General features: G+C 40.7%; 14 protein-coding genes and 1 tRNA gene. 12 read left to right on the top strand and 3 right to left on the bottom strand.

What is annotated here, in order from left to right:
* Window positions 1–171 precede the first annotated feature (171 nt).
* The 5 genes from QAI40_RS05160 to QAI40_RS05140 all read left to right on the top strand — a co-directional run bounded on the left by QAI40_RS05160 (window position 172) and on the right by QAI40_RS05140 (window position 5,660).
* A complete protein-coding gene (locus QAI40_RS05160; protein ID WP_299978915.1) occupies window positions 172–822 on the top strand; it encodes an XTP/dITP diphosphatase in 651 nt (216 codons plus the stop codon).
* Window positions 819–1,406, top strand: coding sequence for a nitroreductase family protein (locus QAI40_RS05155; protein ID WP_304511467.1), 588 nt, complete (start codon window positions 819–821; stop codon window positions 1,404–1,406). Before QAI40_RS05160 ends, QAI40_RS05155 begins: the two co-directional genes overlap by 4 nt.
* On the top strand, window positions 1,400–3,103 hold the full coding sequence (locus QAI40_RS05150) for a B12-binding domain-containing radical SAM protein (RefSeq protein WP_299978922.1): 1,704 nt from the start codon (window positions 1,400–1,402) through the stop codon (window positions 3,101–3,103). The genes QAI40_RS05155 and QAI40_RS05150 overlap by 7 nt, the downstream gene beginning before the upstream one ends.
* Before the next feature lies 1 nt (window position 3,104).
* Complete coding sequence (locus QAI40_RS05145) at window positions 3,105–4,871, top strand: DUF6178 family protein (protein ID WP_299978924.1); 1,767 nt, start codon at window positions 3,105–3,107, stop codon at window positions 4,869–4,871.
* 66 nt (window positions 4,872–4,937) lie between these two features.
* Complete coding sequence (locus QAI40_RS05140; protein ID WP_299978926.1) at window positions 4,938–5,660, top strand: 4'-phosphopantetheinyl transferase family protein; 723 nt, start codon at window positions 4,938–4,940, stop codon at window positions 5,658–5,660.
* A 20-nt stretch (window positions 5,661–5,680) separates the two neighbouring features.
* Here QAI40_RS05140 and QAI40_RS05135 read toward each other — a convergent pair whose 3' ends face one another.
* Both QAI40_RS05135 and QAI40_RS05130 read right to left on the bottom strand, forming a co-directional pair.
* Window positions 5,681–6,415, bottom strand: coding sequence for a response regulator transcription factor (locus QAI40_RS05135; protein ID WP_299978929.1), 735 nt, complete (start codon window positions 6,413–6,415; stop codon window positions 5,681–5,683).
* Window positions 6,379–7,296 (bottom strand): sensor histidine kinase, encoded by a 918-nt coding sequence (locus tag QAI40_RS05130; protein ID WP_299978932.1) that lies wholly within the window; start codon window positions 7,294–7,296, stop codon window positions 6,379–6,381. Before QAI40_RS05130 ends, QAI40_RS05135 begins: the two co-directional genes overlap by 37 nt.
* Window positions 7,297–7,596: 300 nt before the next feature.
* Between QAI40_RS05130 and QAI40_RS05125 the strand changes: the two genes are divergently transcribed.
* Genes QAI40_RS05125 through QAI40_RS05110 form a run of 4 tightly spaced genes read left to right on the top strand, consistent with a single transcriptional unit; the run spans window position 7,597 to window position 10,853 of the window.
* Window positions 7,597–8,532: a metal ABC transporter solute-binding protein, Zn/Mn family gene (locus tag QAI40_RS05125; protein ID WP_299978935.1), complete on the top strand. Its 936-nt coding sequence runs from the start codon at window positions 7,597–7,599 to the stop codon at window positions 8,530–8,532.
* 42 nt (window positions 8,533–8,574) lie between these two features.
* Window positions 8,575–9,330, top strand: a complete 756-nt coding sequence (locus tag QAI40_RS05120) for a metal ABC transporter ATP-binding protein (protein WP_299978937.1) — start codon at window positions 8,575–8,577, stop codon at window positions 9,328–9,330.
* On the top strand, window positions 9,323–10,168 hold the full coding sequence (locus QAI40_RS05115) for a metal ABC transporter permease (RefSeq protein WP_299978941.1): 846 nt from the start codon (window positions 9,323–9,325) through the stop codon (window positions 10,166–10,168). Before QAI40_RS05120 ends, QAI40_RS05115 begins: the two co-directional genes overlap by 8 nt.
* Before the next feature lie 34 nt (window positions 10,169–10,202).
* A complete protein-coding gene (locus QAI40_RS05110) occupies window positions 10,203–10,853 on the top strand; it encodes a lysophospholipid acyltransferase family protein (RefSeq protein ID WP_299978944.1) in 651 nt (216 codons plus the stop codon).
* A 75-nt stretch (window positions 10,854–10,928) separates the two neighbouring features.
* Here the strand turns inward: QAI40_RS05110 and QAI40_RS05105 are convergent.
* Window positions 10,929–11,004 (bottom strand) — tRNA-Asn (locus QAI40_RS05105).
* A gap of 152 nt (window positions 11,005–11,156) precedes the next feature.
* Here QAI40_RS05105 and QAI40_RS05100 point away from each other — a divergent pair.
* The 3 genes from QAI40_RS05100 (at window position 11,157) to QAI40_RS05090 (ending at window position 13,433) form a co-directional block, all read left to right on the top strand.
* Window positions 11,157–11,618 carry a SoxR reducing system RseC family protein gene (locus tag QAI40_RS05100; protein WP_299978947.1) on the top strand — a complete coding sequence of 154 codons (462 nt, stop codon included), beginning with the start codon at window positions 11,157–11,159 and terminating at the stop codon, window positions 11,616–11,618.
* A 103-nt stretch (window positions 11,619–11,721) separates the two neighbouring features.
* Window positions 11,722–12,087 (top strand): cytochrome c3 family protein, encoded by a 366-nt coding sequence (locus tag QAI40_RS05095; RefSeq protein ID WP_299978950.1) that lies wholly within the window; start codon window positions 11,722–11,724, stop codon window positions 12,085–12,087.
* Window positions 12,088–12,161: 74 nt separating this feature from the next.
* Window positions 12,162–13,433, top strand: a complete 1,272-nt coding sequence (locus QAI40_RS05090) for a 4Fe-4S dicluster domain-containing protein (protein WP_299978953.1) — start codon at window positions 12,162–12,164, stop codon at window positions 13,431–13,433.
* Window positions 13,434–13,443: the final 10 nt, after the last annotated feature.

Below are 13,443 nucleotides of genomic sequence, written 5' to 3'. Positions count from 1 at the left end.
AAGCCTGTTAACCTTGAAAGCGGTATGCTCCGATAAAAAAAACAGGTGCGCTAAATTTGAAAATAGTACGTGACCGAGAATTGCTTATTTATGTGCCAGGGGTTTACAAAATGGGTGCTTGATCTTATATTATTCCAAAATCAAACCTGAAAATTAATATGGAGCAAACCATTGAAACAAATAATCGTTCTTGCAACCAGAAATAAGGGAAAAACAAGAGAAATTAAAGCGCTTTTAAAAGATTTTCCCATTGATATCAAAAACCTTGATGATTTCGGTCCTATCCCTGAAGTCATTGAAGATGGAAAAACCTTTGATGACAATGCCTATAAAAAAGCCTCCTTTACAGCAAAAATTTTAGGGCATCCTGCCATGGCTGATGACTCCGGGCTTTGTGTCGAAGCACTTGACGGTGCGCCAGGTGTCTATTCTGCCAGATATGCCGGTGAAAGCGCCTCAGATAAAGACAATGTTAAAAAAATGCTGGCCGACTTGAAAGGCAAAGAAAACCGGAATGCAGCCTTTAAGTGTGTGATTTCCATAGCCGTTCCCACGGGTGCCGCCCTCACCTATGAAGGGGAATGCAAAGGCGTTATCACAAAAGAGCCATCCGGTGAAAACGGGTTTGGATATGATCCACTCTTTTTTTATCCAGAATTTAATAAAACCTTTGCCCAGTTGACCATTGAAGAAAAGGGACAGGTGAGCCACCGGGGCCGGGCATTAAAGGAAATTTGCGATGAAATGGATAAAATTCTTGACTGGATTGATATTAACAAGCCCAGATTCCAGCGGGTTGAATGCAAAGGAGAGAACTTGTGACACCATCATCTTTTAAAGACCTTGTAAAAGTGAACAGGTCCTGCCGGCGGTTTGACAATGCCGTTAAAATTGACAAACAAATTTTAAAAGAACTGGTTGACCTTGCCAGAAACTGTGCCTCGGCTGCCAATATACAACCCTTGAAATATGTGATCTGCTGTGATGAAAGCAAAAATGAAGAAATCTTTTCCTGCCTGGGCTGGGCTGCATATTTAAAAGACTGGAAAGGTCCTGTAAAGGAAGAAAGGCCTTCCGCCTATATTGTCATCATGGGTGACCACAATATTTCAGATAAATTCTGGTGCGACCATGGGATAGCTGCCCAGACCATGCTGCTGGGAGCAAGAGCCATGGGGCTTGGCGGATGTATGTTCGGCTCTATTAATATCAAGAAGCTAAAAGAATATTTAAATATAAAAGAGCATCTTGAGCCCAAACTTATAGTGGCACTGGGAAAACCCGTTGAAGAGATCCAGATTGATGAGCTAAATGAAGACGGGGATATCAAATACTGGCGGGATGAAAAAGGGGTTCACCATGTCCCCAAAAGAAAACTTACCGACATTATCATTGGTTCATGGTAAAAACAAAAAAGATTCTTCTTGTCAACCCTGTCTGCCTTGATGCAAGGCTTTTGGGTGAAGATGCCAGTATCGTTCCCATAGGGCTCTACTATATTGGGGCGCTTCTGATCGAAAACTCATTTGAAACAAAAATTATCAACCTGGCAGATATCAAGGGTGACCCTGTTAAAGCGTTCAAAAAGCTTGTCACAACTGAACAACCGGATGTTATAGGATTTTCCGTAATCAACCCGAACCGCTGGAATGCAATGGAATGTGCCAAGGCAGCAAAACAGATCAAACCGGATATCACCATTGTTTTTGGCGGGCCTGCACCGACCTTTCTTGCCCGGCATCTTTTGACTGCCTGCCCTGACATTGATTTTATTGTTACAGGAGAGGGTGAAATCACCTTTCTTGAACTTGTCACTGAACTGAATAACAGGATCGATGGTTCCTTTAAAAATATTAACGGTCTTATCTTTAAAAAAAATGACGGCATTGTCCAGACCGCCCCAAGGCAGCCGATCAAAGCACTTGACACACTGGTTCACCCTTCAAAATATTTTATATATCAGCACCTTGCCATGTCACGGGGCTGCCCCGGCAAGTGTACGTTTTGCGGATCTCCAAAATTCTGGGGAAATCAAAAGTTAAGGCTCCATTCTCCCGAATGGTTTGCCGATGAAGTGGAAAGTCTTGTAAAAAAAGGCGTTACTCATTTTTATATTTCAGATGATACGTTTACAATGGATAAGCAACGGGTGATTGATTTTTGCAATCATATTATCAGCAGAAAGCTTGTCATCACCTGGAATGCTATTTCAAGAGTGGATACCATTGATAAGGACATCCTCTTTTCAATGAGAAAGGCCGGATGCATACAATTGAGTTTTGGCGTTGAATCAGGATCTGAAAAAATCCGAAGGGTTCTTGGCAAGCCCATTAAACGTGAAAAAATCATAGAGGCTTTTTCCCTGACCGCTTCCTATGGCATACTGCCCCGGGCCTATTTTATTTATGGCTCACCCGGAGAAACAGATCAGACCCTACAGGAAAGTATCGACCTTTTAAACACCATCACGCCCTTGAGTGCCATATTTTATCTGCTTGTGATTTTCCCCGGGACCTATCTGTATCAAAAAGCAGTCGACCAGCAGTTAATATCGGATGATATCTGGTATCAAAAAATAGAAGACCTTCCCTGGTTTCAAGTCGATGACCATCTTGATTTTGCAAAAATAAAAATCTTTGGAGACCGTTTGAGGTCTGAATTTTACAATAACCTTGATGCATTTGCCCAAAAAATAAATCTTGTGGATATAAAAGAATTAGCCCCCCTTCATGCTGATTTCCTGTCAAGGCTTGCCATGACATTTTCCCATGGAGAATACGCTGCCGACACCCGGGTGAAAAACCAGGACAAAACAGCACAACTGCTGTATAATAAAGCATTATCATATGCTCCGGATTCCAGGGCATTTTTAGGACTTGCCATGCTGCACCAGAAACAGAAAAATTTTAATGATGCGATTTCCATCCTGGAAAAGGGATTGGACCATTCGCCTGAAAACAAAGATTTAAATATCTGCATGGGAGTTAGCCTGATGAATAAAGAGCAGTTTAAAGCTGCATTGACCTTTTTTGAAAAGTTCAGGGATAGTCCCGAAATAAACCAATACATCAATATTTGTAATCAAAAGATATCAGGACCCTAACATGACCGAAAAAACAAATTATAAACTTGCCAATATTCAAAAAAAAGAGGGAGAACTTCGGGCGGTGCGCCATGAAATCCTTGTCAGTGAATCTGAAAACGCCCTGGGGCTAATCCTTGACGCCCCGGCACCGGCCACACTGGTACAATCTTTTCCAGACCAGGATCTCTATTATCTCATGCACAAGATAGGCCCCTATGACTTCATTCCCGTCTTGTCCATGGCCAAATCAGAACAATGGGAATATATTCTGGATGTGGAAGTCTGGGACAATGACCGGCTTGACCTTGAATATATGACAAAGACATTTGATCTTTTATTTCAGGCTGACCCCCAGAGACTTTTGCGATGGATCATAAAGGAGAAACCTGATTATTTTGAATTTTACCTGTTTAAAAACATGGAGATCAAAGTCAGGGAACACGATGAGCCTCCCCCATCTGATTTTGATGATTATATTACCATTGATGATAAATTTTATTTCAGATTTCCCGGAAAGCCCCTGATCACAGACGAGGCCATCGATGAAGCCATTGATGAAGACCAGCCCGAACCAATGGACAATCAGGAAGCCTGGGAATTAATCGAAAAAATGGTGAAAACTGTGGCACAAATGGATCTGTCGGTCTTTCACGGGCTGCTCCTTGAAACCAAAGCAGTGCTGCTGGCTGAAGTCGAAGAAGAACAGTTCAGGCTTAAAAACCTGCGGCTTGCTGAAAAAGGATTTTTGCCCACCCATGAAGCTATTGGTATTTATCAGCCAACCCGGCTTTCATCTCTTCGCAAACGGCCTGAGAACGCCTTGTTTAATCATCAGTTTGACCCGGATATGCCATTGCCCCCCCAGTTTTTCTCCCAGTTTATTGAAGGGGATGATCTGTTTGTAAAATCCCTGAAATTATTTGATCCGGAGTTTATCCTTCATCTTGAATCAGAACTTGCCGCATTGATCAATAAAATCATTTCCGCAGATAAAATAAAAGTCCAATCCAGAGAAATACTTGAAAAAGCTATTAAAAAAGCCTGTGCCTATATAAACCTCGGGCTTGAGGTCATCCTGAAAGGAGAGCTCAAACCCGAGCTTGCCAGGGATGTGATCCAGAAATATTTCCTTGAAGATATTTTCAGAACCGGCTCAAGGGCTGGCATCAAGCTGAAAACAAAATCAATCAACTGGTTTAAAAAAAGCTTTATAAACAAAAACAGGCTTCCCTTAAGTTTCTTTGGGGAAGATTTTTTAGGGGTTATTGGCGGCCTTTTTCTCGACCGGCCATTGTATTATGATAATTATGCCTCCGGTGAATTATACAGAGATTTCAAATCCCTTTTAGACATTACGGTGACCGACAAAATTTTGAAACAGATCATTTCCCTGGATAGGATGATCAGCAAACTGGATGTCAATATTAAGTCTTTCAAAGAAGGTGTATTAACGTATAAAACATTGATTCTGACCCTCTGGGCAAAAGACCGGCTGAATCTGGCACCCACCCTTGAACCGATTGATACAATAACCTTCAAAGATTTCTTCATCGCTCTATTTTCAAAACCTGACTCAGACGAAACCGATCAGCTACAGTTAAATGACCTGATTATCTGGACATCCGAAGCAACCGGAATTAAAGAAACCGACCTGACAGAAGAATTTCTCGAGGTTTTAACAGATTTAATCAAAGAACTTGAAACGGAATACGGTTCGGTCAATCCGAAAAATATTGATCCCAGATTCATCCCCCATTTTCTTTTGCGAGAAAAAAAAAAGAAATGAAGATACCAAAGGGTTAATCCCCCTTGAACGATTGTAAAACAAAGATGCTTGATATATAAGCCGAATATGACTTCAATTTCCCAAAATGGAATCTGCATAAACACCCTGTCTCCAAAATCAGGCATCACCATCTGGTATTCCAGAATACCGGAAATTATCCAGTCGATTTTCAGTAAAGGGATCTACTATAATTTCGGGCCGGTGGTGAATGAAACATTTAAAAAAGATGATTTTATCAAACCCTTTTTAAACGATGATGAAATCAGCACCATCAATAGCTTCAAAGCCCTGAAAAAACAGATAGAATGGATAAGTGGTCGATATCTGATCAAACAGATGATCCAATATTTTTTTCCAGGGAACTCTTCCCTTGATCAAATCACGCTTTCCTATCTTGAGCAAGGGGCTCCATATCTTACCCATCATCCTGATATTCCTATTTCATTGTCCCACAGCAACGATTATACGGCAGCCGCATGCTGTAAAAACAAAGATCAAACTGTTGGTGTTGACATTGAAAAGATCGCAAAAAAGCCGGATGTCTCCTTTATGAAAATAGCATTTACACAAGATGAAATTTTGTATTTAAAAGATGATTCCGTCGAAATTTTCAAAAACTGGACCATCAAAGAAGCCTATTTAAAATATATAAAGAAAGGTTTTAATGAAAGCCTTCACAGGGTGGAAGTCATCAACAATGAGATCTGGCATAACAAAAAGAAAATCGATGTGGATGTTTATTCAACATTCATTGATGATGATTATGTTTTGTCCTTTGTTTCAGATTGATCCAATTTTTACTCATGTCTTTAATCATGGTCAAATACATACCCCACAGACCGCCTGCTGATGAAATAGACCGGTTTTTTAGGTTTTTTTTCAAAATATTTTCTAAACCTGACGATAAAATTGTCCACTGTCCTTGTGGAGGTATCCCTTGAATATCCCCAGCCCGCGGTCAGCAGCATTTCCCTTGACATAGGCTTTCCTTTATTTGCAATAAAAAGTTTTAACAGAACAATTTCCTGCTCTGTTAAAATAATTTCACCGACAGCACACCGGGCTTTGAAAGTGACAAAATCAATATGATTATCCCCAAAATCATAATAGTCGCCTTTAAACATTTTATATCCCGATTTTCTATTCTTTTTGTCATCTTCATACCAGGTTTTTTTTTTGATTAACCTTTCAACTCTTAAAAGAAATTCTTCCAGGTCAAACGGTTTTGACAAATAATCATCTACACCGTATCGAAGCCCTTTGACTTTATCTTTTGTATCCCCCCTGGCAGAAAGGATGAGCACAGGAATTTTTTCATCTTCCTGGCGAATGGTTTTTAAAATAGAAAACCCGTCGATCATGGGCAGCATAATATCAAGGATAATCAAATCCGGTTTCCAGGACCGCCATTGAGCAAGGCCCTCAAGGCCATCTATGGCAATTTTTACATGATACCCCTGGAGGGAAAGATTCAAACGGATTCCATCTGCAATATGGACTTCATCTTCTATGACCAGAATACGCTTTTTTTCAATCGCTTCCATAGATTTTTCTCCCTGACATTGGCAATGCTTGCTCTTGGAATGGTAATAGTAAAAGTTGCGCCTTTTCCTTTCCCCTCGCTTGTAGCAGATGCTCTCCACCCATGGATGTTGGCAATGCTGGAAACAAGGTACAATCCAAGGCCTGATCCCGAGACATCGTTTTTATGATACCGAGTGGATTGATAAAACTTCCTGAAAATTTTTTTTGCCTCTTTTTTATCGACACCGATCCCATTATCTATAAACTCAATGGTCACTTTTTGTATAAAACTTTTAAACCGGATGAAGAGTTTTGGCGTTTGGGATTCGTTATACTTAATGGCATTGGAAATGATGTTCATTAAGAGCATCTCAAATAAAAACGAATTCACCGGATAAACCATCCGGCTGTTGGATTGATTTTCGATCTCAATATCCAGATCCCGAAAAAGAGATGTGTTTTTTTCACAAAAATTTTCTACAAATTTAACCAGATTATTCCTGGTAACTTCGGAATCAAAATTTTGACTTTCAATCCTGGCAAGATTAAGAATGCTGTTAATGTTTTCCGTAAGCCGATCAATATCTTCCAACATATTCTTGCTGTATTTTTTTATTTCATCAGGCTCTAACGGATGCCGGATAAAGGTCTCAAGGTAGATCCTTAAAGAGGTTACAGGGGTCTTGAGTTCATGAGTAAAATTATAGATAAAATTATGCTGAAGTCTGAAAAGATTGACGGTTTTCTGGTAATAGATAAATGCAAGAAAAATACCGATCAATACCACTGCAATTAAAGCGCTTAAGACCAGTATGGTCATCCCGGTTTTTGAAGGAAAAATCAACTTTGGATCAATATGAAACTTCAGAACAATCACTTCCAGGGCCGATGTGATTTCCATGTACCAACTGACCGTTAACACAAGGAATGTGGCCAGGGCGAAAATGGAACAGGCAAAAACAAAAACAGGGTGAAGATACCACCTAGAGGGATTTAAAATTTGCATATTTAGCTGTCTTCCAAATTAATCGCTTACACATTACCACAATTTTTGTGATGTTTTCTATAAATATTTAGTTATAAGCTGATTGTGCACTTATAGAACATTATTCTTGGAAAGGTTTATATGTCAAGTATTAATCACCTAAACATGTGGAAAATAAAAATCCGATCTGCTATTAAAATGATTAAAAGGAGAAAAATGAAAGCCCTTATAAAACATTATATGTTTGTAGTTGCCGTCCTGGTATGGCTGCTGCCCTTAAACACCTTTGCAAAGCCACCCCTTAACGTCCATGTCAGTATTATGCCCCAAAAATATTTTGTTGAAAGAATCGGCAAAACCAATGTAAAAGTTGATGTCCTGGTAAAACCGGGCAAAAGCCCTGCCACCTATTCCCCTTCCCCGGACCAGATAAAAAAACTCATGTCATCAGACATTTATTTCAGGATTGGAGTTCCCTTTGAAAACGGTATTTTGCATAAAATTAAATCCATTACCGGAGCAAAGGTTGTGGATACCCGTCAGGGCGTCGTATTAAGGGAAATGGAGGGACATTATCATGACAAAGAAAATCTTGACCGTGCTACTGAACCGCAGAACCATGGCGTCAACCATCAGGACAATAAAAATTATCATGACCCTGTCGGTAAAGATCCCCATATCTGGATGAGTCCGCTGATTGCAAAAGCACAGGCCCATACAATTTTTAAGACACTTTCCACCATCGACCCGGACAACAGGGATGAGTATAAAAAAAATTACGAGATGTTTGTAAAAGATCTGGACGAGCTTGACCATCGTCTGAAAACTATCCTCAAAGATTTAAAGGGAGAAAATCTGTTTGTATTTCATCCGTCTTTCGGGTATTTTACAGATGCTTACGGCTTGAAGCAGGTTGCAGTTGAAACCATGGGGAAAACGCCCAAAGGGAAAACGCTTTCTAACATTATCAAGCTCGCAAAAAAACAGAAAACACGGGTGATTTTTGCGCAGCCCCAGTTTGATCGGAATACAGCAGAGAAAATTGCATCTGCCATAAACGGTGTGGTGGTGTTCATAGATCCCCTTGCCTATGATTACCTGGCCAACATGAAAAACATTGCTCAATCCATTGCCGGAGTATTAAAAAAATAAATGACCCGGGCTTTTGCAACCGTATTATTTAAGGCTTAAATTATGCACAATGATCATGAAATCATATTAAATAATATCTCATTTGCGTATAAACAACGCAATGTTCTGGAGAATGTTGACCTTCTAATTAAAAAAGGCGAATTTGCCAGCATTGTCGGCCCCAATGGCGGCGGAAAAACCACCCTTCTCAAGCTGATCCTTGGTTTGATTAAACCGGATAGAGGAGTGATCCGCATATTGGGGAAGTCTCCGGACAAAGTCAGACAGCAGATGGGGTATATGCCCCAGTATGCCCACCTGGACATGGACTTTCCGGCAACCGTCATGGATGTGGTTTTGATGGGAAGGCTTACAAAATCAAATCTATGGTTTTCAAAAAAGGACAAGATCGAGGTATTAACTGCAATTGATGAAGTAGGGATGACAGCATTTGTCAACACAGAGTTTAACGAACTTTCCGGCGGTCAGAAGCAGCGTATCCTTATTGCCAGAGCCTTATGCAGCAACCCGGACATCCTTTTGCTGGATGAACCCACCGCTAATGTGGATCATCAGACAGAAGAAAATCTGTTTTCAATTTTACAGAAACTGAACTCAAAAATGACCATTCTCCTGGTATCCCATGACCTTGGGTTTGTTTCAAAATATGTAAAAAGTGTTATCTGCGTGAACCGCCAGGTAGTCATTCACCCCACAACCCTGATAAACGGAGCCATGATCAAGGATATTTATCATGGAGACCTGAAAATGGTACGGCATGATCACAGGTGCAGCCAGGAAGGACATAGTCATGATTGATATTTTTTATGCAATCTTTGATCCTGACAACCTGTTTTTGAAATATGCATTTATCATGGGCTCCCTTGCCTCTATTTCCTTTGGCATCATCGGAACATTTGTCACTATAAAAAAGATCGGATACCTTGCCGGAGCCATTTCCCACTGCGTATTCGGCGGCATTGGGCTGGCACTTTTTCTCCAGGTAAATGCAGGGCTCACATGGTTTGATCCGATGTTAGGGGCCGTGCTTGCTGCAATCATTGCCGCCGTGACCGTGGGACTTGTCAGCCTTCATGCAAAGGAAAGGGAGGACACCATTATCGGTACGCTCTGGGCCGTGGGTATGGCATCGGGTATTTTGCTCATTGACAAAACGCCGGGGTATTTCAATCTCAGCTCCTACCTGTTTGGCGATATCCTGCTGATTTCGGGTAAAGATCTTTTGTATGTCGCATGCCTGGATGCCTTGGTTCTTGGTGTTTCCATCCTTTTTTTCAACCGGTTTTTCAGTGTTTGTTTTGACAGTGAGTTCACATCCTTAAGAGGAATTAACACTACTTTTTTCTATCTTTTGTTGCTCATTCTCACTGCTTTGACCATAGTACTTATGGTCAGGATCGTGGGGATTGTGCTGGTGATTGCCCTGTTGACGATTCCTTCGGCCATTGCTTCTTTTTATGCAAAAAGGCTGTGGCAGATGATGCTTTACTCAATTTTATTATGCACCTTATTTACATGGACAGGCTTATACCTAAGTTACTCATGGAGCCTTTCCAGCGGCCCCACCATCATTGTATTAAGTGGTGCCGTTTACCTTGTTTTGCTGGTTATTCATAAGCTGTTAAAATCATATTAAAATGCCCGGGAGCTCCAATTTGGGAGAGAAACCAATGTTTAAAAGATTAAAATTTATTATTTACACCCGGCCCTTTATTTTTTTTGCCTATTACCTTATCCGGATTTATAGTATGACCCTTAGGATCAAGGTTGAAAATGAGGGACACTGGCAGAGACTTCGGAAACAGGGGACTCCTGTTCTTTTGTGTGCATGGCACCAGCAGTTTTTTTCAGCCATCCATCATTTCAAGACCTATTCCAAATACAACCCCGGCCTGATGATCAGTCAGAGCAAAGACGGAGATCTGATCTCAGGGGTGGCCAAAAGGACGGGCTGGCATACCCCCAGGGGTTCCTCTTCACGGGGGGGGAAACAAGCCATGGATTACATGATTGACCATTTAAAGATGTACGGGCTTGGTGCCCATATCCTTGACGGCCCGACCGGTCCCATCGGCAGGGTCAAGGCTGGTATCATTAAGATGGCTCTTGAGGCAGATGCGGTTGTAATTCCCCTTTATACCTCGGCAGAGCATGCCTGGTTTTTCAATTCATGGGATAGATTCATGCTGCCCAAACCCTTTTCACGGGTCTGCATCACCTTTGGCCAGGAGATCCGGTTTGAAGCCTCCGACAACGGGGATAATTTTGAACGCCATCGCCAATATCTTGAAAACACTATGAGGCCCGGACTATTCCTTTAGACCCGGCTAAAAAGAGACCTTTAGGCCGACTGAAAAAAATCCAGCTAAAATTTCCACGGGGTATGTTTTTTAAGTTGGCTCCCCAGCACGGATTTGAACCGCGGACCCATTGGTTAACAGCCAATTGCTCTGCCAACTGAGCTACTGGGGAGCAGCGCCTTTGAATAAGACTTGGTGAGATTATATCAACACATTTTTTTTGTCAAGAAAAAATAAAAAAATTGACATCATTATATATCAAGTTTATCCTTTCAGAAAATAAAAAAGCAAACTGCCAAGGACCTGATAAAAGATAATTGAACTATGATCACTGAAAACGGAATTGTAACCAAAGCAAACCAGTCTATTGCCTGGATAAAAACAACCAGATCCGGTGCATGCGAATCCTGCTCTTCAAAAGAAGGTTGCGGAACAGCAGGCAGTCTAAAAGAAATGACCATTACGGTTAAAAACACGCTTAATGTAGAAAAAGGGGATCATGTCCTCATTGGACTTGAAACCAGACCAATGCTTTTCTTAACATTTTTTTTATATGTATTTCCCATTATTTTACTGATCATCGGTGCATTGATCGGAAACAGTCTTGCACCTTCTCTTCAAATGGACCCCTCCTTTGTTTCCATGATTTCAGGGTTTTTATTTTTTGGACTCTCCTTTTATATCATCCGGAAAAAAAACAACTCGCTTTCAAAAAAAGAAGCCTATAAGCCTTTCCTTGTCAGAAAAAAACCACATATCATCCCGGCCGATTGCACCATTCCCTAAATTTAAATTTTTTCCTTGCCAAGATAACTATGATGTAATATAACGCCATGCTAGTTGTGGGTTTGTCGCATGAACTTTAACCCTTAGATAAGAGAGAAGTATTATGACATCACAACGAGACCTAAAAGTAGCTATATTAATTATGATCATATTTTTGATCACAGGAATTATATGCTATGCCTCTTTTACTCCCCCTGCACCTGAAGAACCAGTACGCATGATGTTTCAGAACAAAGCCGGTAAAGTTTTATTCACCCATTCAGTACACACAGGCGATTATACGGAAGATTGCCTGGACTGCCATCATAACATTGAAGATGATGAAACCTACAACTGCAGTGAGTGCCATGAAGAGACAGGTGATGAAGACTTACTATCAAGAGCTGATGCATTTCATGCTCAGTGCAAGGGATGCCATGAAGATATTGGCGCAGGTCCGGTAGAATGTAATACGTGTCATTCATTATAGCTAATTTAGATTTTTATATCTTAAATATTAACGACAATGAATGATCTAAGCTTTTTACAAAACAAGGACTTATTATGATTAAACGATCTTTTTTCACGTTAACCAAACCAAGACTCGACTATGATCTTGTGGAACCGGATCCTAAAGAGCCGGAGCCGATACCCATCCCGTCCAACCTTACTTTATTATTGAATGAACCCATTGACAGTACAAGGCAGGCTTTAATAAAAAAAGGGGACGCGGTTGAAAAGGGAGAAAAGTTACGCCTTTACAATCAAAGTACAGAGTATACAATTTCTCCCGTCACAGGAACCATCAGAACTATTGACACTTATTCGGATGATTTTGCCAATATCTCCACCTATCTTGTTATCAAAAATGATCAGAGCCAGACAACCCAAACAGATTCGATAACATATGATTTAAAGGATGATATTGCCTCTGCTGACGAATATTTAAGGACACTGCCGGGAGCTCCTCCGCTAAAAATCCTTGCCAATGATGATGTTAAAATTAATACCATTGTCATTACCTGTGCAGACATGGATCTTTTATCAACAACCAATCAGTATATAACTCTGAAATTTTTGGATGAGATAAAAAAAGGGGCGCAGGTTTTAAAAAAGATAACCCGTGTTCCTAAACTTTGTATCACTATACCGGAAGGCTTAAATATCCAAGGAGGATTTGATTCGATTCAGGTATTCAAAACCGCTTTGACATATCCTTCTAATTTACCGGCAATGATTTTAAAAGACCATTTAAGCATGATACTTCCTGCAGGAAAAACACCTGAAGATATGGGGGTTTGTTTTATCACTGCTGAAGCCGTAGTCTCTTTAGCCAGAGCATACAAGACAAAATCTGCGGATTTTGAAAAAATTCTGACGGTTATAGGAAAACAGGGAACTCAATACAGGGTTAAGGCCACCATTGGAACACCTTTACGCAAAATTTTCAATACCTTCAGCATTCATGTCAACGAACAGGACAGAATTGTCATCGGTGGGCCCATGAAAGGATTTGCAACTTACACACATCACCATCCTGTCCTACCTGATATGGATACAGTGATGATTCAGGACCGGGATATCATCCCTGAGGTATCAGATTATCCGTGTGTGAATTGTGGCAACTGTCTTCGGATCTGCCCTGCAAATGTCCCTGTGAATCTTCTGGTACGATACCTTGAAGCTGACCAGTATGAAGAGGCTGCTGATAAATATGATCTTGAGTCTTGTATTGAATGTGGTCTCTGCGCATACGTCTGTACTGCAAAGATACCGTTATTCCAATATATCCGGCTTGGAAAACATGAGATTTTAAAACTTAGAGCAGAGGTTTAGAATGGAGACT

Source organism: Desulfobacula sp. (genome assembly GCF_030611305.1).
In the GTDB taxonomy this organism is placed as follows: domain Bacteria; phylum Desulfobacterota; class Desulfobacteria; order Desulfobacterales; family Desulfobacteraceae; genus Desulfobacula.
Note: the sequence above shows the minus strand (reverse complement) of the source record. Positions and strands in the feature narration are given on the sequence as shown.